Genomic DNA, 21,755 nt, shown 5'->3' with positions numbered 1-21,755 from the left:
TGTCTTTGACAATCTTGGGAAATGAATTTATAATCATGATCAAATCAATATTTTGATATAGCTTGCTCAAATTTTAATATATTTTGGGCTATTTTTATCACAGATTTCTTAACATTCAACACTTCTGCATTAATAACATAAATTTGACAAAAATCACCAATCACTAATCACCAATTACCAATCACCAATCACCAATTACCAATTACCAATTACCTAATTTTCACTCCGTTGCCAAATTTTAATAGTTTTATCTAAACTTCCACTAACCAACATTTCACCCGATGCAGTAAAAGTTAAAGCTGTGACAGTATCAGCATGACCAGAAAAAGTTCCTAATAATTCTCCGGTTTCCAAATGCCATAATTTAATAGTTTGATCAGCACTACCACTAGCAATAATTTGTTCATCAGGACTCAAAGTAACTGCATAAACCCCTTCTCGATGACTTTTAAGAGTGTGTATTAATTCCCCAGTTACTAAATTCCAAACTCTCACAGTTTTATCTTGACTACCACTAATTAAATATTTACCATTAGCACTCATAGCCAAAGAATTAACAATGTGAGAATGACCTATTAAGATATGTACAGGTTTAATTTCTTGCTGATTTCTATTATTAAATGAAGATGTTAAACGCCAAACTTTGATTTTGCGATAACTACCTGTCACCAAAATTTTGCCATCTTGACTTAATACCATTGAATGGGCTGCGGTATCATCTAAACATAAAGTATTTTCTACTAGGCGATCGCGCAAATTCCAAAACAAGATTTTTCTATCATCTCCACCAGTTGCTAAACTTTTACCATCAGGAGTAAACGCCACACAACGCACACTACCTTGATGTTTATGCAGGATATCAATTAAATCTAACGCCCCAGTATGCCAAATTTTAATCGTAGAATCAGCACCTACACTAACTAAAGTTTGTCCATCGGTACTAAAAGCTAAAGAATTAACTTCATCTACCACACCAGAAACAGACCAAGGATATTCTGTTAAAGTTTCAATTAACTCACCTTTAGATAAATCCCATAACTTTGTCTCACCACGACTACCACTAGCTAAAATTGGGATAGTTTTCACATTATGACCACCCAAATCTTTCACTGTTAAAGCTTTAATAGCATAAGCTAAACAGTTAATTCCTCGCGTGTGTCCTTTTAATGTTTGCCAACATTCCCAATCACCAATAATATGCTTTTGTGGATGTTCTGAAGGCAACGTCTGAATCACTTCCACCATCATTTTCTGATCGGTGATGGATGAATCATATTTATTGCCATTTTTATTGCCATTGATAAATTCCAAATACCAATTTAAACCACCAGCATACAATAAACTACTCGGATGTAAATACAACTTTGGTTCAGAAAATTGAACTTGATTTGTAGGTAAAAAACCAGTGATCACTGTTTGTTTTTGATATCCTAACTTTGTATGTCCTGGATAAAACAAACACAAGAAAATTAATACTTGGTGGTTTTTCACATCTTCCTGTGTTACCGTCCAACGAATTTTATCTTTTTTAATGCCGTTAAAACTTTCTCCATCCGCTACATGAACTTGTACACTGATTTGGGAATTATTACTTAAAATATAAGTAAACTTACTTTCACCGCGCAAATTTCCCTCATCATCCAAAACCATATTTTCTAAAGTGTCTTGTGGCACTTTTTTAACTAATTTACCCAAGCGTTCTATGATTACCCGATCTACAATTTGTTCACGCACAAGAAAATCTTCCGCTTGACTTTGAAAAAATTTAGGAAAGGGAATTGTCCAATCTGGTGGTTCAGGGTATTCTGGAGGCATGGGTGGTGGATTTTTGGCCAGAATTTCCGCTTGTTTACGGGAACATTCCAGAATTTTTGCCAAAGAATCGCCCCAAAATACCATAATTTCACTGTGACAACCTTTGACTTGACCTTCCAAGAGAGATAGATCAATTGTCTTGGGTTTTTTCACCCTTTGCAGGAAGTCCGTTTGTTGCGCTTTGAGTAAACTAATCCAATCCATCTGCATGATAGTGACACACTATTGCATACCTAATGTAAGTTATACTAAGAAATTCAACCAATTTTATAACCTTTAGTGAAATAAAGATTAAGCAAATTTAACAATCTGAAAAATAGGAACTGATATTTACAGCAGATTTTCAGAAAATGAGATAAAAACAAATTTAAATGATTTCCATAAATTCTAACTAACTCTGAAAACATCTTACTGTTTCTAGAGCAACATTTATAGTCACTAAGAAGGTTTATGTCAGTAAATCAAAATCTTGGCTGATACAATCTTATAGCAGGAATTTACCAAATTGAGCAAACCAGGATATATTAATTATTTGTGTAACCAAAACATCTATCTGAGAAAAGAAAATCACTATGTCAACTACATCTTACATTTTTGTCGCTGGAGCTAGTCGTGGTGTTGGTCAAGAAATCGCCAAATATTTGACAGCACACAATATGAAGGTAAAAGCACTCTTGAGAACAGAAGTAGCCGCTAAGGAATTAGAAGCTATTGCTGTTCATCCAGTATTCGGAGATGCTTTAAAAGTGGATGATGTAGAAAAAGCACTTTTAGGCAATGAACCTATCCAAGCTGTAATTAGTACCCTTGGTGGTTTACCTACAGATGGTGTCAAACCAGATTTTATTGGTAATAAAAATTTAATTGATGCCGCAGTCAAAGCTAAAGTACAAAAGTTTATTTTAGTAACATCTATTGGTTGTGGTGATAGTGTAGGTGCGCTTCCTCCTCAAGCTTTAGAAGCACTCAAGCCAGTATTAATTGAAAAGGAAAAAGCAGAACAACACCTGATAAATAGCGGACTCAACTATACCATTATTCGTCCCGGTGGTTTAAAATCAGAACCACCTACAGGTAATGGTATTTTAACCGCAGATCCCCGAATTGTTGGTAGTATTCACCGTGCTGATGTTGCTGAATTAGTTTGTCGTTGTTTAAATTCTACTAATGCTAATAATCAAATTTTATCTGCATTAGATAAAAATATGATTTATCCAGGTTTACCAGAATTTGTAGAGTTTGATTTAGGTAATTGGTAATTGGTAATTGGTAATTGGTAATTGGTAATTGGGAATAGTTGATTAAAAAACATAAAATTGATTACCCAGTCCCCAGTCCCCAGTCACCAGTCACCAGTCACCAGTCCCCAGTCCCCAGTCACCAGTCACCAGTCACCAGTCACCAGTCCCCAGTCCCCAGTCCCCTTCATCCATATGTGGTTATGATAAAATAATTTGTAATCCTTTAACTAATCTTGCTATTCCTGCTTTTGCTGTTTCTTGTTTTAATGCACCATAAGCAACACGCAAATAACAACCGTCTTCTATCCCGAAGGTTGTACCAGGGATGACTGCTACTTTATGTTCTTGAATTAATCTTTTTACTAATTCTAAAGCATCTATTTGAGTATGTACTTTTAAGAAAAAGTAGAAAGCCCCATTTGCAGGTGTGATGGTACATAAACCTTGTAATTCATTAAGTGCATTAATTACTATTTTCCGAGTTTGGGCAATTGTTTGAATATGATCTTTTACATAATCTTCTTTTGCTTGTAATGCCCCTAATGCTGCATACTGGGAAACGACAGGAGGACAAATTAAAATTGTATCTTGTACTTTTTTGACTGCATTTAATAAATGTTGAGGAATTACCATATAACCAATACGCCAACTAGCAAAACCATAAGCTTTGGAAAGGCTATAAAGGGAAATTGTATATTCATTACTTCCCGCAAATGCACCAGGGGAAATATGTTTTATTCCCTCATAGGTAAAATATTCATAAGCTTCATCACTAATATGATAAATACCCCGTTCTCGACAAATTTGATTTATTTGTTTTAATACTGCTTCTGAATATATTACACCTGTGGGATTATTCGGCGAAATTGTGACAATAGCGCGGGTTTTGGGTGTAATAGCTTGGGCTATATTTTCAGGAATTAATTGATAATTTTCGTCTGTTGCTACTAAAATTGGATGACAACCCGCCATTGTAATTGCCATTTCATGATTGAAATAATAGGGAGTGTTTAATATAATTTCGTCACCTGGGGAAGTTATGGCTAAAATAGCATTCATCAGGAATAATTGGTGATTGTACCGCATTCATGCGAGAGAATTGATCATTCATAAATTCATAATTAATAAACTAAGTTGCTAGTTAGGAACGCAATAGTTTTTGGTTAAGCTCAAAAACATGAAATCATGTAGGTTGGGTTGTTCGCGTTAGCGTTGCGAAGCAATGGAACGAAACCCAACATTTATAAGGGTTTGTTGGGTTGCGCTGTCGCTTAACCCAACCTACAAAAATCCTTAACCGAACAGTATTGGTTAGGAACGGGAGCATCCTAATGAAATAAAAAATAACCGTGGCCACTCCAAAAACTCTCTTAAACTCTCTTCCCTTTGTGTCCTTTGCGTCCTTTGCGGTTCCATCATATCAAAGCTGGGAATAATTTTTTGTTGTTATATAAAAATAAACTTAGACATTTAGGATGACCCCGTTACGAACATTAATCACAAGGCAGAAGGCAAGAATTAATACATAATTTTCAGCATCTGCCTGTTCTCTACCAACTAAGAAAACTTAACACCAGTATTGACTAAATTTGCTACTAATTTCACACCAAATTCTTGTTCAAAAACTCCTTTTTTGTAATCTAAACTCCACAATTCCAAAGCACAATCATCACCTAATTCAGAGGGAAATATTAACATTTTCAATTCATTTGCATGAGGCAAATATTCACAATTAACATGAGATACTGCGCCGATTTGTCTTCTATCTAAAGCTACTGCTAATCTTAAAATTGCACTCAGTTGACATATCATTTGTTTATGTTCTTTATGCAATAAATTCCGGTAATTTTCGTGCTTTTTCTTGGGTGGTGATTTGCGGTGATAACGAGCTAAATTAGCAATGATTTCGATATCGGTTTCGTTATAACCAAGTAATTCACCATTTCTAATTAGGTAGTATGAATGTTTGTGGTGTGCGGAATGGCTGATGTAGTGACCACAATTGTGTAAAATTGCAGCAGCCCACAGTAATTGTCTTTCGTCTTTACCCCAAGGATGTAATTTTCCCTGAGTTTGATCAAATAAACTTAATGCGAATTTAGCTACGCGATCGCTATGTTCTAGGTTAACTTGGTATTTTTTGGCAATTTTCAGAACATTGCGTTCTCGAACTGAACCTTGATAGCGCAATTTATCTGCTATTAAACCATGTGTCAGCATCCAATCTACTATCACACCTTCCCGCAGGGAACGTTCACACAGTGTCACTGAGTCTACACCCAACAGGGTCATTGCTTCCTGTAATATCACTGCCCCAGCAAGTATCACTTCTGACCGTCTTTCCGGCATTCCTGAAATGGCTGCCCGTTCTACACCATTCATGCGTCGCAAGCGTGTTACCCAAGTCCGCAAATCTTGAAGGTTAAATTGATAACCATTGAGGGTAGAAGGTATTACACCCATCTTTTCCCTAGCATTAATCATGGCTATAGTTTCAATTGTGCCAGATGTTCCTACTAACTTGGGAATTTCACCAGGTTGGAGTTTAGAAAGTACGTCTTCTACAGAACGTTCTAACATACCTCGTGCGTAGGCTTGCAGATATTGAAACTCTGTATCACTGATGGGATCAGTGGTGATAAACTCCCCAGTGAGTCGCACTGCACCAACTTTTGTACTGGTGAGACTGCGGGGTTCTTGGGAGTCGCCTAAAATTAGTTCTGTTGAACCACCACCAATATCAACAATGATGTGCGGTTGGTGATTAAATTCCATGCCAGAAAGCACACCTAAATAAATGCGTCGCGCTTCTTCCTGACCAGAAATTAAGTCTACACTTAAACCTAATTCGGTTTCTACTTGGTGTAAAAATTCTCTACCATTAGGTGCTTCACGGACGGCGCTAGTAGCGACTGCAATAATGCTTTCTGCTTCGAGACTTTTGGCTAGTGCTTGGAAACGTCCTAAACAAGCGATCGCTTTTTTGATCACTTCTGGTTTTAATTCTCCTGTTTCTAAATTGCGATCGCCTAATCTCACCGTTTCTTTTTCTTTGGCAATCATTGTAAAAGCTGGTAGTGTTGGTTCAATCCTGACTATTACCATGTGCAAAGAATTAGTGCCGATATCAATGGCCGCAATCATCCGGTTTTGCTTGACTGGTGGAGTTGCCATATTCTCCCAGTTCGCAGAAACTACATTCACCATTTAAGTTTCTCTCTCTTAACAATGGATGGTCAAAGCTGGTGTGCCGATTTAATCCGCACTAAATACTTATTACTGACAATACAGCAGGAGTCAGGAGTAAAACTCTGTTTCTGTCTAGGTTTCAGTCTAGGTTTCAAATTAGATTCTGTACCTGATTGATCTGCTATAGGACTAATATTTGATTTTTGAACAGAACTCCGTAAATGGTTCGGCTTCGCTCACCATAAATACTGACAGCCTTCTTTCCCGTTCCCTGTTCCCTGTTCCCTGCGATGCACTGAGCTTGTCGAAGTGTTCCCTGCCTCTAGGAAAAATTCATGAATCAAATCGGATCACTATATCTACTGTATTGTAAATATATAGAGTTTTCAGGTTAATTGTTTGGTGAAATTACACACAATTAAAGTAATGAATTTGTATCCCAAGCTGGAACATTCGTTGATGTGTCAAGATTATCAAAAAATAAATCGCACAGACGCAAAGTAAAGAGAACAGGACTGACGCAAAATATCTCTCCAAGCCTCTTTCCTTCGTGTCCTTCGTTCCTTTGTGCTTCATTCTTCTGTGACTTGTGCGTAAGTCCTAGAGAATAAAGTAAAAGTAAAGAGAATTAAATCATGTTTTGACATCAGTGCTGTATTTTTCCCAAATTTGGATGCTCCCTGTATTTACAGTTATCAAATAACGATATTCTATAGATGTGAAGATATGTGAATTAAGCGAATATGCTAACAACACCAGAAAGCAACCAAGAACCATTATGGCTAGTTATTATTCGGCTGTTACGGTGGCATAAACCAGAAGGTAGGTTAATTTTGATGATTCCTGCACTATGGGCTGTGTTTTTGGCAGCTGCTGGTAAACCACCTTTACCCCTAGTAGGAGTAATTATATTAGGTACTCTGGCCACCAGCGCCGCAGGTTGTGTAGTTAATGATTTATGGGATCGAGATATAGATCCGCAAGTCGAGAGAACACGCGATCGCCCTTTGGCTTCCCGCGCCCTATCCATCAAAGTGGGTATAGCTGTAGGGATAGTTGCCCTGGCTTGTGCCGCAGTTCTCGCTTTCTATCTTAACCCTTTAAGCTTCTGGTTGTCTGTAGCAGCAGTACCTGTAATTTTACTTTATCCTGGTGCAAAACGAGTATTTCCTGTACCGCAGTTAGTGCTTTCTATCGCTTGGGGTTTTGCCGTTTTGATTAGTTGGAGTGCAGTTACACAAAACATTACCGCACCGACTTGGTTACTTTGGGGTGCAACTGTACTTTGGACATTGGGATTTGATACCATTTATGCCATGAGCGATCGCCAAGATGATCAGCGCATTGGTGTTAATTCCAGCGCCCTCTTTTTTGGTAAATATGCCCCCACAGCTATTGGTATTTTCTTCGCTGGTACGATCATTCTCCTAGCTGGAGAGGGTTTGTTAGTTAACCTGAATGGATGTTTCTGGATTAGTTTAATCATTGCATCTGGTGGTTGGGTTTGGCAATTTATCCGCTTGAGAAACCCCGAACTACCTAACCCTGCTTATGGAGAAATGTTCCGTCAAAATGTCTGGATTGGATTTTTGATTTTAGCAGGAATGATTTTTGGTTCTTTCTAAAAGAAACCCTTGACTGGTAACTGGTGACTGTTGACTGGGACAAGATTTTAGATTTTAGATTGGAGTTGATTAAATACAATCCAAAATCCAAAATCCTTTCATTTAATTTGTATGGCTACACCACGCCAGCTATCACAAATCAAATAGCAGTCCTATATGACTCTTAACTTCTGACTTCTGACTTCTGACTTCTGACTTCTGACAATTAATATTTCCGGTGATAGATTAAAAATTATCATGACGGTTGTTTGATGAGTTGGGATATTAATCTACCAACTAGATTTACTCAACTAAATGCAGCAATCTTTATTAGTCAAAATCGCTACAATAGGTTTATTATCTATGGGTAGTTCCAGTGTAATTGCAGGCAGTTTTCTCTTCACACAAACTGTAAACAATACGGCAACAGCACAGATAATTACTGATATATCACGCTATTCAGAAATTCGCAATCACAAGTGGTCTGATCTTAACCAAATCAAACATTTCCCCATAGAGATTACTCCTAGTGATCACTTCATCTCCCTGGCTTACTCTCCAGGCTGGAAGCAAGGAAGTAACTTTTTTCAAATCCGTTTAAAACGACCTCCTGAACAAATTAAAAAATCACTTTCACACTACAGTAAAATTGCAGGGCATAAATATTGGGGGGGTGATACAAACGACCATATCAAACAAGCTAAAGGTGTACCCACAACATTTTTTTATACTGGTAAATCTGATAATTTAGCCTTTCCGAGTACATATCAAATCTTGGTATTCAAAGCACAAGACCAAGGTAAACCAGGGTTTAAATGGAATCATGGTCATAGCTATGGAGTCGCTATTGATAGTTCAGCCTCAGAAATTATCTATTGGGTAGAGAAATGGTAATTGGTAATTGGTAATTGGTAAACTTCCTTCTGTCCCCAGTCCCCAATACCTAACTATTACAGTTCGTTGCAAATCAATAAGCTAAGTCAAACAAGTATGATATTTTGATCATGTGATCAAGTCATACAACCGCACAACATTGATAAAGGAGAACACAGTGGCAATGGAATCAAATGTATTAACGGGCGCAGTTGTAGAAAACCAAGATATCAGTGAATATGTGGCGCATCTACAGTTGCACATGACACTCCAAGCTCGCAACTTGGTTCCAACACTAAAACACACACAAGAAGATAGTCGCCAGCAGCTACTTCATCAAACTCAAGCTTACTTTGAAAAGCTGGCCTCTAGACAAGGTTTATAAAACCTGAGCATTATAGAGAATTTTCAGAAAAACTTATACAATAGAAGCAGATATGATTGTGTCTACGCCAACGGTGTCATCACAATTTCTGCTTTTTATTCTTTTTTCGGTATTTAGTTAATAAAATCACTCTTTTGGAACAATAACTTAAGAGTGAAAAGCCGTTAAGATTATTATTGCAGCAGTAGCTTACCCATCGCAATTAGTAAAGGCTAAATGGCGGCTTGAATCAAAATGAATTCACTACTTCCTCGAAATCTCAGCCTCGTAATTCGTCCTGTTCAATATCGGGATCTAGACGGTATTGAACGTCTCACACAAGATTCCTATACAGACCTCTCTCCCAAGGGCAGCTTTTTTACCATGCAATGGCTGCGTCACTGGTTTGGCTTACTCAAGTTTTTGAGTTGGTTTCCCAACCCTTTACAGTACCGCTTCTGCGGATTTGTCGCAGAGCAAGGACGGATGCTGCTAGGAATGATTCAAGTATCACCATTTAACCGTACCCGCAGCACTTGGCGAATTGACAGGGTAATGTTAGACCGTACTGCTGACAAACTGGGGGTAGGTTCACAACTACTTAGGCATTGCTTTGAATCAATTTTAGAAGCTCGTACCTGGCTGCTAGAAATTAATGTCAATGACGTTGATGCTCTAGCACTATATCGACAAAATGGATTTCAGCGGTTGGCAGAAATGACCTACTGGGAAATTAGCCCAGAGTTACTGCGAGAATTAGCACAAGCAGAACCTGACTTACCCAACCTCTTACCCGTTAGTAATGCTGATGCACCATTACTATATCAACTAGATACAGCATCCATGCCGCCTTTGGTACGTCAGGTTTTTGACCGCCATACCCATGATTTTAAAACCAGTTTATTCGGTGTTCTTGCAGATGCTGTGAAGCAATGGGTGACAAAAACAGAAGTTGTCAGCGGTTATGTGTTTGAACCCCAACGCAAAGCAGCTATTGGCTATTTTCAGGTACAACTTGACCGGAAAGGCGAAAATCCTCATGTAGCGAGTTTGACGGTTCACCCAGCCTATACTTGGTTGTATCCAGAATTATTGTCTCAATTAGCTCGCATTGCTCAAGATTTTCCCCAACAAGGTTTACAACTGGCTTCCTCTGATTATCAGCCAGAACGGGAAGAATATTTAGAAAGAATTGGTGCTAAACGCATTGAACATACCCTAATTATGTCGCGTTCCGTTTGGCATAAAATCCGCGAATCCAAATTCGTTTCTTTGGAAGGCATACAATGGCCAGAAGTGCTGCAAGGACTACAACCAGCACGTAAACCCATACCCGGTGGTATGTCATGGGTTCCTAAACCACAACCTGCCTCAGAGCGAACAGTAGCAAATAAGTCAGAAACTGTTGCTTTTGGTAGTCAACAATTTCATAATATGGATACATATCGCCAATCTGAATCATCAGAGGCACACCAGGAGAACAATTAGAGTGATACTTGAGCAGCAATCAAAATCTTTTATATCCGCCTTGGGTTTGGATGTTGGTAGCAAACGCATCGGTTTAGCAGGGTGCGATGGTACTGGTTTGATTGCCACAGGTATCACTACGATTGAGCGCCGATCCTTTCAAGATGATGTGGAGCAAATACAACAAATCCTGCATGATCGCCAAGTGCAAGTTCTGGTTGTTGGTCTACCATATTCAATGGATGGATCTTTAGGTTTTCAAGCTCGACACGTCCAGAAATTTGCCAAGAGGTTGGCTAAAGCTGTGCATCTGCCTATTGAATACGTTGATGAGCGATTAACTTCTTTTCAAGCTGAACAAATGCTGATTGCAGAAAATCGCTCGCCATCACGTCATAAGAGCCTGATTGACCGGAAAGCCGCAGCTTTAATTTTGCAACAGTGGCTAGATGCTAGACGCAGTAACTCCAACAGATCGGTAGCATTTGTTGAGGATTAATACCTTGGAACATGATATTCTGAAAACTATTACTCAACTGTATATTCAGCTTTTTGGTTGACATTGACTGTCATAAAACAGTTAAATGAATTTCATAGATTTGAGTATTGATAAGTTTAGATAATGTGACTATGTATTCATCTGAATTTTCTGAAGAAAATGATCGTGCTGACGCTGCTGCTATCACTTTGACCGATGAAAAAGGGCGATCGCTCGAATGTTATATTGAGCATTCTCTCTCGGTAGATAGGCAAGAATATGTTTTACTTCTGCCTGTTGACTCACCCATAGAAATTTTTGCTTGGCAAGGTGATGGTGAGGAAGAAGAAGCCATTTTGGTAGAAGATGACGATTTAATTGATGAGATTTTTAGTACCGCTCAAGCAGTTCTCTCTGAGCAAAATCTGACTATTAAAAATACTGCTTATGCTTTGACTGTAGTGGGTGAATTACCACCAGTAGAAGAATCAGAAATCTTCACCTTAGAAATCGAAGATGAAGGAACAGATTTAGAACCGGAACAACTACAGCTACTGGCTAGTTTCTATCATCAAGACCAGGAGTATGCAGTTTACACCCCCCTTGATCCCCTGCTATTTTTTGCCCGTATCACCAAGTCAGGTAAGCCTGAATTACTCTCTCCTGAAGAATTTCGTAAAGTTCAACCGCTTTTAGAAGAACATCTGTTTGATCAGGTTGAATAATTCATAACTGAAATTTAATGTTTCCATTGCTAGTCTAATCTTGATTGGCAATGGAATTTTATTACAGGAGTCAGGAGTTCAGGAGGCAGAAGAAGCAGGGGGCAGAAGGCAGAAGGCAGAAGGGAAATATTTTTCCCCAGTCACCAGTCACCAATCACCTGTCACCTCATGTATGAATTACGAATTATGAAGACTTGGAACAATATTTTACAACCAGACTTGATTTTAGAAGGTTCAGTTTTGCAACTCACGCCAGATATCATCCAACAATATGGACTCAAAGGGCTGGTTTTGGATGTTGATGATACTCTAGTACCCATTACTGCCAGCGCCGCTTCCCCAGAACTAGAACAATGGGTAGAACAAATGCGTGATTATGCGGCTCTTTGGTTAGTGAGTAATAATCTCAGTGAATCCCGAATTGGTAGTATTGCTCGTTCCCTGAATATTCCTTATTACCTGGGTGCGGCTAAACCCTCACGTCGTAAAATTAGAGCCGCATTACAAGGAATGAATTTACCTGTACATCAAGTAGGTATGGTAGGCGATCGCTTATTTACTGATGTCATAGCAGGTAATCGTTTAGGAATGTTTACTATTTTAGTTGAACCTATTGTTCATGCTGATACTGTGCTTCGTTCTCATCCTATTCGCAACTTTGAAGTTTGGGTATCAGAAATACTTGGCGCTTCTATTTCTCCCAAATACACAAAAATTAACAAAGATTGATAAATCAATAAAAAAGTAAATCTAAAGAAATACTAAAGAAATCCTTAATGTTCCAAAAAATCGGAGATTATAGGTATTAATAACATGGGGTCAAGCAAATAAAGACCCTAGCCGATTAAAAATAACTTTAAACCCGTACAGCGTCAGCCTTCACGATAGAGGGATTGGCGCTGTACAATTTTTTAGGTGTTGATAGGTGATTGGTGATTGGGGACTGGTGACTGGTGATTGGGAAAAATAACTAATAACTCATGACTAATGACCAATAACTAATGACTAATAACTAATGACTAATAACTAATAACTAATGACTAATGACTAAAACAATAGTTGTAAAAATCGGAACTTCTAGCCTGACCCAAGCAGAAACGGGACAATTAGCCCTTTCTACCATTGCCAGCTTAACAGAAACCCTTTGCAATTTAAGACAACAGGGGCATAATGTGATTTTAGTTTCCTCCGGTGCTGTGGGTGTGGGTTGTGCGCGACTGGGTTTAACAGAACGTCCCAAAGCGATCGCCCTCAAACAAGCAGTAGCAGCAGTTGGCCAAGGTCGTTTAATGCGTATATATGATGATTTATTTACTACATTACAACAACCCATAGCCCAAGTATTATTAACGAGATCAGACTTAGTGCAACGTAGCCGCTATCTTAACGTTTATAATACTTTTCAGGAATTGCTAGGACTGGGAGTAATTCCCATAGTCAATGAAAATGATACCGTAGCCATAGAAGAATTGAAATTTGGTGATAATGATACCCTTTCCGCCTTAGTGGCCAGCTTAGTTGAGGCAGATTGGTTATTTTTACTGACAGACGTTGATAGATTATATTCAGCAGATCCCCGTACAGTACCCGACGCTAAACCCATTTCTTTAATTAGTAATATGAAGGAATTAGGAGAATTACAGATTCAAACCGGGGGACAGGGTTCACAGTGGGGGACTGGGGGAATGGTAACAAAAATATCAGCAGCCAGAATTGCGATCGCTGCGGGAGTAAGAACTGTCATCACTCAAGGACGTTTTCCCCACAACATTGAAAAAATCATCAACGGAGAACCCATAGGAACGCATTTTGCACCCCAACCAGAACCAACATCAGCGAGAAAACGCTGGATAGCTTATGGTTTAGTTCCATCTGGAAAATTATATTTAGATGATGGGGCAATTGCCGCTATTTTGCAAGCAGGAAAATCATTATTAGCAGCAGGAATTAAAACCGTAGAAGGGGAATTTGATCACCAAGAAGCAGTGCAAATATGTGATATTCATGGTAATGAAATTGCTAGAGGTTTGGTGAATTATAGCAGCGAAGAATTACAAAAAATTCGTGGTTGTCATTCACGAGATATCGAAGGAATTTTAGGTTATGCAGGTGCAGAAACCGTCATTCATCGGGATAATTTGGTTTTAACATAATATCAATAAATATTAGCCATATTAGCCCCCCTTAAAAAGGGGGGTTAGGGGGATCTAAATTTGGTATAATTAAAATTGTCACTAGGGAGAGTGAAAAAAATTATGACTCAAGCCTTAGAAAATTCCATTGGTTTACCAGAAGAAGAACAACGTTTCTACCGTCGGGGAGTTAGTTGGGAAAGATTTCAAGCAATTCAAAACAGCTTTGAAAATGTGCCAGGGGTGCGTTTATTTTATTGTGAGGGAGTTTTAGAAATTGTGGGTATAGGTAAAGCACATGAATTTATAACATCTTTAATAGGTTTGTTGCTAGGACAGTATTTTTTAGACAAAGAAATTGAATTTTTTCCTAGTGGCAGTTTTAATCAAGTTATTCCTGGTATAGTTGATTATCAAGCCGACTTATCCTATTGTTTAGGCACAGATAAAGATAGACCAGATTTGTGTATAGAGGTAGTTATTACTAGCGGTAGTCCTATTAAATTACAGAAATACAAATTAATGCAAATTCCTGAAGTTTGGTTTTGGGAAGATGGCACACTTGAGGTTTATTGTTTACAAGAACAAGAATATGAGAAAGTTAGTAATAGTGTGTTGTTACCAGAGTTAGATTTATCTTTATTAAGTCGTTGTATTTTGTTATCTTCACCCTTAGAAGCAATTAGAAAATTTCGTCAGGGTATTTGAATTTATTCTCGTTATCCTCGTTCCCAGTTTCTAACTGAGAATGTAATCAAGAAGGCTCTGCCTTCTGCTAACATAAAAAGGGAGCATCCCAATTTTGAAAAAATAACCACAGCAACACTAAAAAATCTTTTAAACTCTCTTACCTTAGTGTCCTTTGCGTCCTTTGCGGTTCAATCATATCAAGACCTTGGAGAGTTTTTCCGTTAGATCAAAATAAATTTACACATTTGGGATGCTCCCCATAAAAAGAGACTAGGAGAAAAACATCATGGTTTCTATTCCCAAGACAGCAATCCGATTGTATGATACTGATTTTTTAGCATGGACACAACAAACGGCTGAATTAATCCGCGCTGAAAAATGGGATAGGGTAGATTGGGAAGCGGTTGTTGAGGAGATTGAAAGTTTGGGAAAGTCGGATAAACGAAAGTTGAAAAGCAGATTGGAGGTATTGTTACAGCATTTGCTAAAATGGCAATATCAGCCTAATTTGCGAAGTGGATCTTGGCAAAATACAATTACAGAACAACGTAACCGTATTGAAGATTTATTACAAGATAGTCCTAGTCTTAATCCTTATTTAGAAGAAATCTTAGCTGAGTGCTACCGCAGAGGCAAAAAACTAGCAAGTAACGAAACAGGAATTTCTCAAAATACCTTTCCAGCAGATTTACCTTACACTGTAACTCAAATTCTGGATATGGAATTTTTACCATAAACTGTATTCCCTGTCAAAGATAGGGAACAAGAAAATATACAAGAAAATATAAAGGTTGATAAATTAGCGGTAGCCTGGAGGTGTGGGTGAGTCAATCATCTGATGAGGATATTTTTCGAGAAATTGGAAAAATCATTCAAAATTTTGATCTTTATCAATGTGATGATTGTGCTAGGGCTATATACCAATGGTTACAAAAGAACAATATTCAAGCTAAAATTCTCAAATTAAAAACAAAAAACAGAACAGATGAATATATTTTGAGTAATCGTTTAGAAAGACAGGATATCACCAATTCAATTACACAAAATGGTACTCATTATGGAGTGGAGGTTTTCGGTAAAGTTTTTGATAATCTCTCAGTTGAAGGAATGACTAGAGAGGATTCGGTAAATGATTTTGATTGTCTTAGCCGTGAGTTTATTATCACTGAAATAGATTTGCTATAGTAAAACCAGCACCACCACAGCAAGGAGGTTAATATGGGAGGAATATATGAAGTTTTACAAAAAATAAAACACAGGCCAGGAATGTATATTGGTAATTCTTCTATTACTATTTTATGTCATTTTCTAGTAGGATATAAATTTGCAAGGAATGAGTTAGGATTAGAATTAAATCAGGAAGAAGCAGATTTCTACGAAAATTTTCAGCCTTGGATACAGCAACATTTTAATGTGAGAACTTCTAATTCTTGGGCGAATATTATTTTATTATTTACCCGTGATGAAAAAGACGCTTTTAACAGGTTTTTTACTTTGTTAGAGGAGTTTAAACACCGCGATCAAGATCAAGATAATAAAGCTATGCAGAAGGATTTTGAACATGAAGACCTACTATCAAAATTATGAAACCTGAATAAATAGGGTTTGCTGAAAAAGTTATTTCCCCTCGTTCCCAGTTTCTAACTGGGAATGCAATCAAGAAGGCTCTGCCTTCTGCTAGTATTAATATGAGTCGGAGACTCAAAAACTGTATTCCCTGTCAGAGACAGGGAACAAGTTATTAAACTTCAGCTTTGGACTGATTCAAAGCTACAACTTCTTGCAACCTAGAAATCACAAAAGACTTCTCTAAATAAGAGAACAAACCACCAGCTTTTGGACCACGTTCTTTATTTAAAAACGCCAAATACAAAGCTTTAAAAGCATTTGCTGGAGGAATTTGTAATTCCTTAGTTGTTGAGAAAATCACAGTTTGCAATTCTTCCGCTTCCCAGTTAGCAGCATTCTGCAAATTCTCCGCTAACTTCTGTACATAACTCACCTGTTCTGCGGTTAAAGTATTAGCTTTTTCGGGAACTTGTTCTAAATATAGAACTAGCTTTTCTTCCTCATCTGCGTAGTCTTGCAACCACTTTTGAGCAGAAGCAATTCTTTGATCTACAATAAATTGATCATACTCAGTTAAAGGATTTGCAGTTCTTTGTACAACCTCATCCTGAATATTTAAACGCGGAACTTGCAACAGGGAAATTAACGTACTGTAATCAAAAGGTTGAAATGGTTTAACCTCATCACCCAACTGGGCATAAAATAAAGACATTAATTCTTCAGTTAATTCAGAATTATCTTGATACTTACTAATTAAAGTATCGTAATCTCTAAATAATCGGGTGATGGTTTCATAATTGGGAGCGAAATTAATTACCGTTCTCGGCTGAGTTCTTAACATTAAAAAGCGTAATAACTCAGGTGGTAATAAATCAGCAATTTCCCGCGCACTCGAACCTACACCTTTAGATGAACTCATTTTTGTACCATTGACAAGAATAAATTCATAGGGTGAATGAAAAGGCGGTTGTTTTTGTAAAACTTTGCGAGAAATCGCATTAGCAACATCCCTAGAACCACCTTTTTGCGAGTGATCCTTTCCCGCCATTTCAATAGTTACACCCAACACATCCCATTTTGCAACCCATTCCACCTTCCAAGGTAACTTCCCATTACCATTAACAGGAGAAACCCAACCAGAATGACCACAACCTTTTGTATAGTCAGTTGCATCTGGTTTACAAGTATAAAAAACTTCTGAACCGTTATAATCTGTGGTTACAGTTGTGGCAATTTTACCGCAATTTTCACAAATAACTTGAAAAGGATACCAGTTATCAGGGCGATCGCCTTTACTTACTTCTTTATATGCTTCTCTCACAAGATGAGCATTTTTTAAGAAAGTATCAATGTGGGAATTAAGTTGACCAGAACGATATAAATCACGTAAAAAATAAGTTTCTGGTTTAATTCCTAAATACTCAAAAATTTCAAAAAATTCGCCAATGAAATATTTAGCATAATCACTCGCACCCTCACCAGGTGAAGGTACGTTACACAGGGGGAAACCCAAATATGGTTTAAATTTTTCCTTGTCTAAATATTTGGGAACGGTATCCAATGCGTCGTAGTCATCCACACCGTACATGAATTTTACGGGCTTACCTGCGTGTTTCAAGGCACGGTAAATAACATCATGGATAACCACACCCCGCAATGATCCGACGTGGACCCGTCCTGAAGGAGTTTTAGAATCATTAACTACCTGGTAGCCTTGTGTATCAGCAGCGATTTTATCAGCCCAAAACATTTGATTTTCTATCTTTTCACAATTTCTCTATTTTAACTCTATGGTTGTTCAATGATGGTTTTTTGGGGATGTTGTTAGAGGATTTGCACTAAAGCGCAACTACGAGCATAATTATGGACTAGGTAAAAACTCACTATCTAACACCTGTTCAGGAGTAAAAGGACATTTTCCTGGGAAAATATCAGGTGATAATCCTGTTTCTTCTATTGCCCAATCTACGGCAGGAGAGTAACTTTCTGAAAAAATACTTTCATAATAAATTTTTAAGCTGGGATGTTTTTGTATAGATTTATTCACTCGCCGACGATGTTCTTTGATACTAGCTTTCCAACTTCCTGAACGTTTTTCTGGTTGATATTTCCATTTTAAGAGATGGGCTAAAATGACAATGAGATTATTTTCTAAAGCATCTTTTAAACTGCCACCCATTTCTTCTATTTCTTCTATTAATAAATCAATATCTAAGTTATCAAAATTACGATGTTTTAAATTTTCAATTGTTCCATCTAACCACAATTGATAATCTTGTTCATACAAGGTTTTTAAACTTAATTGATGATTATTGCTCATTTTTTGTCAACTCCTGTACAGCGTTTTTAGTCATTTCTTGGATGCTTGTTAAGTCTGGTGGTTGGGTTTCACTTTCCATCCCTAACCATAAAAGATATTCAATATTTCCCGCAGGTCCAGTAATGGGAGAAAAAGTTAAACCCCGATATTTCCATTTTAATTCTAACGCTGTTTGCAAAACTTGAAAAATCGCATCTGCATGATCTTTTGGATCTCTGACTACACCTTTTTTACCCACACGATTTTTACCCACTTCAAACTGTGGTTTAACTAATAAAACTGCTTCCCTTGGTGCTTGGGTTAAACGCCAAATTGCTGGTAAAACTTTGGTTAAAGAAATAAAGGAAACATCTACAACAGCTAAATCTGGAAATATTGCCCCTTCAGGATATAATTTTTCTGGTTGTAGTTCTCGTAAATTGGTACGTTCTTTTAAAATTACTCTTTCATCACTTCTGATTTTCCAGTCAACTTGTCCATAACCTACATCAATTCCATAAACTTTTGATGCACAATTTTGTAATAAACAATCGGTAAAACCGCCGGTAGATATTCCCCCATCTAAGCAGATTCTTTGATTTGCGGAAATACCAAAAAATTTCAATGCTTTAGCCAGTTTTTCACCCCCACGGGAAACAAAAGGAGGACGTTCTTTAATTTGAATTTCTGCGTTTTTATCTACTTCTGTTCCGGGTTTATCAATTATTGTTTGGTTTACCATGACTTCGCCGGCTTGAATTAATCTTTGTGCTTGTTGACGGGAAGGACATAAACCCAAATCTACTAATAGTGTGTCTAGTCTTTGTTTCATTTAATTTTTGTTATTTTGTAGTTTGTAGGTTGGGTTAAGCGAAAGCGCAACCCAACGAAAGTAAGTAAATGTTGGGTTTCCTAACGTCAACCTATCCCAATATAAACGACAGCGCAACCCAACAAAAGTAAGTAAATGTTGGGTTTCCTAACGTCAACCCAACCTACCTTATTTAATTTTTGTTAGTTTTCTCAAAATAGCCAAAGTGCGATCGCCATAATCATCTGCCTTCCTCAGATTACGTTACAGTAATTACTACACCCACACTCTCATTACCCAACCTATCCACCGCACACACCGCATAAGTACCTGGTGGTACGGTAGCAAAAGTAGTACCAGCAGACAAAATGCGTTGAATGATCCAATTATCGCCACTTTGACGGTAAAGAGTCCAAGAACGCACAGGTTTATCATCACCTCTTTGCCAATTTAATCTACCATTTTCAAATTTAATTTCTTTGGGAGGAGAAGGAGGATTTTGACTTTGCCATGACATAGTAGGAATTATGGCCGGACGAGAATAATAAACCTGTTTAAATTGATCAGCAATACCTTGGACATTTTCTTTGATAGAATTCATACTAAAAAATATATTTCCCAAGGACAAATTTTTAGCTAAGTTCCGAGAAATGAGAATTTGTTTTTCAATTTCCGAATTTTTCCAAGCTTTCCCATCTAGTTTGGAAATATTGTTACCAGCGTAAATATGTCGCTGTTTAGTATTGACTTGAGTCCACCAGTTCAACAACACTTCATAACTTTGTTGTGTTTGATCAGTCCGCCAATAAAGTTGCGGTGCTAAATAATCTATCCAACCTTCTTGCAACCATTTTCTAGAGTCAGCATAAAGGGCATTATAGGCATCTAAACCAACAATACCCGGTGGTTGTCCAGGGCGATAAATACCAAAAGGACTAATCCCAAATTTAACATGAGATTTAGTTTTTTTAATTCCTTCTGATAAACGCAACACCATTTGATTAACGTTTTCCCTTCGCCAATCTTCTAACCTGAGTTTACCTCCATTAGCTTGATAAACTCCATAAGTTTTTTGATCAGGAAATGATTGACCAGATATAGGATAGGGATAAAAATAATCATCAAGATGAATGCCATCTATATCGTAGCGATTGACAACATCTATAATCACATTGTAAGCTCGATCTTGAACAATTTTTGAGCCAGGATCCATCCATAATTGATTACCCCATTGATAAACAACTTCTGGATTAGTTATAGCTATATGGGGACCGACATTAAACCCGCTTTTAGTAGTTGCTTTAGCGCGGTAAGGATTGAACCAAGCATGAACTTCAATATTACGTTTATGACATTCAGCGATCGCAAATTCCAAAGGATCATAAAATGGTTCTGGTGCTTTTCCCTGAGTTCCCGTAATCCAAGCACTCCAAGGTTCTAAACTAGAAGCATATAAAGCATCCCCTTCTGGCCGCACCTGTAAAATTAGGGCGTTAAAATTTAAAGATTGTAATTGTTGAATAATTTGCAGTAATTCCGTTTTCTGTTGTTCCACACTCAACCCTGGTTTGGAAGGCCAATCACTATTCCACACAGTTGTGATCCAAGCACCCCGAAACTCCCGGTTATGACTTACCCTTAAAGTCCTGGGTTGGTTTCCAGACGATGGTGGTACTACTATATATTCAGAAGCAATTTTTTCCGCCCTTCCCAGATATACCAAAGCTTGATATACCATCACAGCCACCTCAGCACGAGTAGCAGCCATTCTGGGGTTGAGTAATTTAATATTTGGATAACTAGCCACCCAACCAACACGAGAGGCGATCGCCACCTGATTGATAGCATAATTAGGAATTGTAGCCGCATCTTGATAGATTTGTCCTAAACTACTAACTAAATCAGCTTGGACTTGACTAGCAATTCCCAAACCATTAACCATCGCAACTAAAACATCACCCCTGGAAATACTATCATTAGGGCGAAAAGTCTGATCAGGGTAGCCAACCAAAAATCCAGTTTCGTAAACTTTTCTAATTGCACTATTAGCCCAAAGTGTAACAGGTACATCTCCAAAAGGTACATAATCCCGTTTTTTGGTTGTTGTCAGTACAGAAGCTATAATCGCCGCAAACTCAGCACGAGTAACAGGGCTATTAGGGCGAAAACTACCGTCAGGATAGCCATTTAAAATTCGCCGTTGGGCTAAAGCCTGAATAAATAACCGCGCCCAATGATTTTGAATATCGGGAAATGATGCAGTATTAGATACCATTGTTGATTTTTTGTAGATAACATCCACTGTTAATTTAGCAACAGAAGGCAAGGGGTAGGAGTCAGGAGTCAGGAGTCAGGAGTCAGGAGTCAGGAGTCAGGAGTCAGGAGTCAGGAGATCAAGGAGTCAGGAGATCAAGGAGTCAGGAGTCAGGAGATCAAGGAGTCAGGAGATCAAGGAGTCAGGAGTCAGGAGTCAGGAGTCAGGAGTCAGGAGTCAGGAG

The 21,755-nt window shown here is 37.9% G+C and carries 21 protein-coding genes and 1 pseudogene; 15 read left to right on the top strand and 7 right to left on the bottom strand.

All coding sequences use genetic code 11. The features are described from left to right. Positions 1-213: 213 nt before the first annotated feature. Positions 214-2,025 carry a WD40 repeat domain-containing protein gene (locus H5968_RS21415; RefSeq protein WP_255427221.1) on the bottom strand — a complete coding sequence of 604 codons (1,812 nt, stop codon included), beginning with the start codon at positions 2,023-2,025 and terminating at the stop codon, positions 214-216. A gap of 362 nt (positions 2,026-2,387) precedes the next feature. Here H5968_RS21415 and H5968_RS21410 point away from each other — a divergent pair, with 362 nt between their 5' ends. After that, positions 2,388-3,074 (top strand): SDR family oxidoreductase, encoded by a 687-nt coding sequence (locus tag H5968_RS21410; RefSeq protein WP_187041571.1) that lies wholly within the window; start codon positions 2,388-2,390, stop codon positions 3,072-3,074. Between the two features lie 57 nt (positions 3,075-3,131). After that, on the top strand, positions 3,132-3,260 hold the full coding sequence (locus H5968_RS25880; protein ID WP_255427220.1) for a hypothetical protein: 129 nt from the start codon (positions 3,132-3,134) through the stop codon (positions 3,258-3,260). Here H5968_RS25880 and H5968_RS21405 read toward each other — a convergent pair. Then, a pseudogene (locus tag H5968_RS21405) lies at positions 3,255-4,115 on the bottom strand (pyridoxal phosphate-dependent aminotransferase); the annotation flags it as partial. The gene H5968_RS25880 and the pseudogene H5968_RS21405 overlap by 6 nt on opposite strands. 498 nt (positions 4,116-4,613) lie before the next feature. Beyond that, entirely contained in the window at positions 4,614-6,263 is a 1,650-nt protein-coding gene (locus H5968_RS21400) for a Ppx/GppA phosphatase family protein (protein ID WP_187041570.1), read from the bottom strand. Positions 6,264-6,988: 725 nt separating this feature from the next. On the opposite strand from H5968_RS21400, the gene H5968_RS21395 reads away from it, so the two are divergent. The 13 genes from H5968_RS21395 to H5968_RS21335 all read left to right on the top strand — a co-directional run bounded on the left by H5968_RS21395 (position 6,989) and on the right by H5968_RS21335 (position 16,165). Beyond that, a complete protein-coding gene (locus H5968_RS21395; protein ID WP_187041569.1) occupies positions 6,989-7,870 on the top strand; it encodes a 4-hydroxybenzoate solanesyltransferase in 882 nt (293 codons plus the stop codon). 294 nt (positions 7,871-8,164) lie between these two features. Then, a complete protein-coding gene (locus H5968_RS21390; RefSeq protein WP_187041568.1) occupies positions 8,165-8,743 on the top strand; it encodes a hypothetical protein in 579 nt (192 codons plus the stop codon). Between the two features lie 163 nt (positions 8,744-8,906). Then, positions 8,907-9,107: a hypothetical protein gene (locus H5968_RS21385; RefSeq protein ID WP_096571892.1), complete on the top strand. Its 201-nt coding sequence runs from the start codon at positions 8,907-8,909 to the stop codon at positions 9,105-9,107. Positions 9,108-9,341: 234 nt separating this feature from the next. Beyond that, positions 9,342-10,574: a GNAT family N-acetyltransferase gene (locus H5968_RS21380; RefSeq protein ID WP_187041567.1), complete on the top strand. Its 1,233-nt coding sequence runs from the start codon at positions 9,342-9,344 to the stop codon at positions 10,572-10,574. A 1-nt stretch (position 10,575) separates the two neighbouring features. Further along, positions 10,576-11,052, top strand: a complete 477-nt coding sequence (gene ruvX, locus H5968_RS21375) for a Holliday junction resolvase RuvX (protein WP_187041566.1) — start codon at positions 10,576-10,578, stop codon at positions 11,050-11,052. Between the two features lie 131 nt (positions 11,053-11,183). Continuing rightward, positions 11,184-11,756 (top strand): DUF3727 domain-containing protein, encoded by a 573-nt coding sequence (locus H5968_RS21370; protein WP_096571889.1) that lies wholly within the window; start codon positions 11,184-11,186, stop codon positions 11,754-11,756. A gap of 40 nt (positions 11,757-11,796) precedes the next feature. Then, positions 11,797-11,946 (top strand): hypothetical protein, encoded by a 150-nt coding sequence (locus H5968_RS21365; protein WP_187041565.1) that lies wholly within the window; start codon positions 11,797-11,799, stop codon positions 11,944-11,946. Next, complete coding sequence (locus H5968_RS21360; RefSeq protein WP_137669298.1) at positions 11,943-12,485, top strand: YqeG family HAD IIIA-type phosphatase; 543 nt, start codon at positions 11,943-11,945, stop codon at positions 12,483-12,485. The genes H5968_RS21365 and H5968_RS21360 overlap by 4 nt, the downstream gene beginning before the upstream one ends. 314 nt (positions 12,486-12,799) lie before the next feature. Further along, on the top strand, positions 12,800-13,909 hold the full coding sequence (gene proB, locus H5968_RS21355) for a glutamate 5-kinase (RefSeq protein WP_187041564.1): 1,110 nt from the start codon (positions 12,800-12,802) through the stop codon (positions 13,907-13,909). Between the two features lie 102 nt (positions 13,910-14,011). Next, the gene (locus H5968_RS21350) at positions 14,012-14,596 is read left to right on the top strand and encodes a Uma2 family endonuclease (protein ID WP_187041563.1); all 585 of its coding nucleotides are present in this window, start codon (positions 14,012-14,014) and stop codon (positions 14,594-14,596) included. Positions 14,597-14,864: 268 nt separating this feature from the next. Further along, positions 14,865-15,314, top strand: a complete 450-nt coding sequence (locus H5968_RS21345) for a DUF29 domain-containing protein (RefSeq protein WP_187041562.1) — start codon at positions 14,865-14,867, stop codon at positions 15,312-15,314. A gap of 86 nt (positions 15,315-15,400) precedes the next feature. Continuing rightward, positions 15,401-15,763 (top strand): papain fold toxin domain-containing protein, encoded by a 363-nt coding sequence (locus tag H5968_RS21340; protein ID WP_187041561.1) that lies wholly within the window; start codon positions 15,401-15,403, stop codon positions 15,761-15,763. 33 nt (positions 15,764-15,796) lie between these two features. Next, positions 15,797-16,165, top strand: a complete 369-nt coding sequence (locus tag H5968_RS21335; protein WP_187041560.1) for a hypothetical protein — start codon at positions 15,797-15,799, stop codon at positions 16,163-16,165. A 154-nt stretch (positions 16,166-16,319) separates the two neighbouring features. On the opposite strand, the gene lysS is transcribed toward H5968_RS21335, so the two are convergent. The 4 genes from lysS to H5968_RS21315 all read right to left on the bottom strand — a co-directional run bounded on the left by lysS (position 16,320) and on the right by H5968_RS21315 (position 21,532). Next, positions 16,320-17,897 carry a lysine--tRNA ligase gene (gene lysS, locus H5968_RS21330; RefSeq protein ID WP_187041559.1) on the bottom strand — a complete coding sequence of 526 codons (1,578 nt, stop codon included), beginning with the start codon at positions 17,895-17,897 and terminating at the stop codon, positions 16,320-16,322. Between the two features lie 111 nt (positions 17,898-18,008). Beyond that, positions 18,009-18,467, bottom strand: a complete 459-nt coding sequence (locus H5968_RS21325; RefSeq protein WP_187041558.1) for a DUF29 domain-containing protein — start codon at positions 18,465-18,467, stop codon at positions 18,009-18,011. Next, positions 18,457-19,278: a TlyA family RNA methyltransferase gene (locus tag H5968_RS21320; protein ID WP_187041557.1), complete on the bottom strand. Its 822-nt coding sequence runs from the start codon at positions 19,276-19,278 to the stop codon at positions 18,457-18,459. Before H5968_RS21320 ends, H5968_RS21325 begins: the two co-directional genes overlap by 11 nt. A 238-nt stretch (positions 19,279-19,516) precedes the next feature. After that, positions 19,517-21,532, bottom strand: coding sequence for a family 10 glycosylhydrolase (locus H5968_RS21315; protein WP_187041556.1), 2,016 nt, complete (start codon positions 21,530-21,532; stop codon positions 19,517-19,519). Between the last annotated feature and the right edge of the window lie 223 nt (positions 21,533-21,755).

It is taken from the genome of Sphaerospermopsis sp. LEGE 00249 (genome assembly GCF_014299995.1).
Taxonomy (GTDB): domain Bacteria; phylum Cyanobacteriota; class Cyanobacteriia; order Cyanobacteriales; family Nostocaceae; genus Sphaerospermopsis; species Sphaerospermopsis kisseleviana.
Note: the sequence above shows the minus strand (reverse complement) of the source record. Positions and strands in the feature narration are given on the sequence as shown.

What these genes read in the sequence shown, in the direction of transcription:
- H5968_RS21415 (WP_255427221.1), bottom strand. Translation starts at nt 2,025, where the DNA reads ATGCAGATGGATTGGATTAGTTTACTCAAAGCGCAACAAACGGACTTC.
- H5968_RS21410 (WP_187041571.1), top strand. Translation starts at nt 2,388, where the DNA reads ATGTCAACTACATCTTACATTTTTGTCGCTGGAGCTAGTCGTGGTGTT.
- H5968_RS21400 (WP_187041570.1), bottom strand. Translation starts at nt 6,263, where the DNA reads ATGGTGAATGTAGTTTCTGCGAACTGGGAGAATATGGCAACTCCACCA.
- H5968_RS21395 (WP_187041569.1), top strand. Translation starts at nt 6,989, where the DNA reads ATGCTAACAACACCAGAAAGCAACCAAGAACCATTATGGCTAGTTATT.
- H5968_RS21390 (WP_187041568.1), top strand. Translation starts at nt 8,165, where the DNA reads ATGCAGCAATCTTTATTAGTCAAAATCGCTACAATAGGTTTATTATCT.
- H5968_RS21385 (WP_096571892.1), top strand. Translation starts at nt 8,907, where the DNA reads ATGGAATCAAATGTATTAACGGGCGCAGTTGTAGAAAACCAAGATATC.
- H5968_RS21380 (WP_187041567.1), top strand. Translation starts at nt 9,342, where the DNA reads ATGAATTCACTACTTCCTCGAAATCTCAGCCTCGTAATTCGTCCTGTT.
- H5968_RS21370 (WP_096571889.1), top strand. Translation starts at nt 11,184, where the DNA reads ATGTATTCATCTGAATTTTCTGAAGAAAATGATCGTGCTGACGCTGCT.
- H5968_RS21360 (WP_137669298.1), top strand. Translation starts at nt 11,943, where the DNA reads ATGAAGACTTGGAACAATATTTTACAACCAGACTTGATTTTAGAAGGT.
- proB (WP_187041564.1), top strand. Translation starts at nt 12,800, where the DNA reads ATGACTAAAACAATAGTTGTAAAAATCGGAACTTCTAGCCTGACCCAA.
- H5968_RS21350 (WP_187041563.1), top strand. Translation starts at nt 14,012, where the DNA reads ATGACTCAAGCCTTAGAAAATTCCATTGGTTTACCAGAAGAAGAACAA.
- H5968_RS21345 (WP_187041562.1), top strand. Translation starts at nt 14,865, where the DNA reads ATGGTTTCTATTCCCAAGACAGCAATCCGATTGTATGATACTGATTTT.
- H5968_RS21335 (WP_187041560.1), top strand. Translation starts at nt 15,797, where the DNA reads ATGGGAGGAATATATGAAGTTTTACAAAAAATAAAACACAGGCCAGGA.
- lysS (WP_187041559.1), bottom strand. Translation starts at nt 17,897, where the DNA reads ATGTTTTGGGCTGATAAAATCGCTGCTGATACACAAGGCTACCAGGTA.
- H5968_RS21325 (WP_187041558.1), bottom strand. Translation starts at nt 18,467, where the DNA reads ATGAGCAATAATCATCAATTAAGTTTAAAAACCTTGTATGAACAAGAT.
- H5968_RS21320 (WP_187041557.1), bottom strand. Translation starts at nt 19,278, where the DNA reads ATGAAACAAAGACTAGACACACTATTAGTAGATTTGGGTTTATGTCCT.
- H5968_RS21315 (WP_187041556.1), bottom strand. Translation starts at nt 21,532, where the DNA reads ATGGTATCTAATACTGCATCATTTCCCGATATTCAAAATCATTGGGCG.